Annotated in this window: 1 protein-coding gene; it reads left to right on the plus strand. The window is 65.1% G+C overall.

The window, feature by feature from the left end:
• On the plus strand, positions 1-757 hold a 757-nt coding region (locus NZ773_16195; protein MCS6803468.1), incomplete at both ends, for an HAD-IC family P-type ATPase.

A 757-nucleotide genomic window follows, 5' to 3' on the forward strand; every position in this document is an offset into this window, starting at 1 on the left:
CATCAGGCAGGGATTCGCGTGCTGATGATTACGGGCGACCACGCCGCCACCGCCCGCGCGATTGCGGCGCAGCTGCACATCGCCCCACCGGACGCGGAGGTGATTACAGGCGCAGAAATGGAGCGCATGACCGACGCGGAGCTGCGCGAGCGCGTGCGCACGGTGAATGTGTTCGCCCGTGTGTCGCCTGAGCATAAGCTGCGCGTGGTGCGGGCGTTGCAGGCGAACGGCGAGACGGTGGCGGTTACGGGCGATGGGGTGAACGATGCCCCTGCGCTCAAAGCCGCCGATGTCGGCGTGGCGATGGGCAAAAGCGGCACCGATGTCGCCCGCGAAGCCGCCGACATCGTGCTGGCGGACGACAACTTCGTGAGTATCCGCAACGCCGTTGAAGAGGGGCGCGTCGCCTTCAAGAACCTGCGCAACGCGACCTTCTTCCTCATCTCGACGGGCGCAGGCTCCGTGCTGATGTTCCTGTTCGCCGTGTTGCTGGGCATGCCGATGCCGATGTTGCCCGCGCAGCTGCTGTGGCTGAACCTCGTCACGAACGGCTTACAGGATGTGGCGATGGCGTTTGAGCCGGGCGATAAGAGCATCATGCGCCAGAAGCCCCGCCCGCGCGACGAAGGGATTATCTCGAACCTGCTCTGGGAACGCACGGTGCTGGTCGGGTTGCTGATTGCCGTTGCGGGGCTGTGGCTGTTTCACTATGAATACACCACCACTGGCTCGCTGGCGCGGGCGCAAACCGTCGCAC

The sequence above is a fragment of the Dehalococcoidia bacterium genome (assembly GCA_025054935.1).
Taxonomy (GTDB): domain Bacteria; phylum Chloroflexota; class Dehalococcoidia; order SpSt-223; family SpSt-223; genus JANWZD01.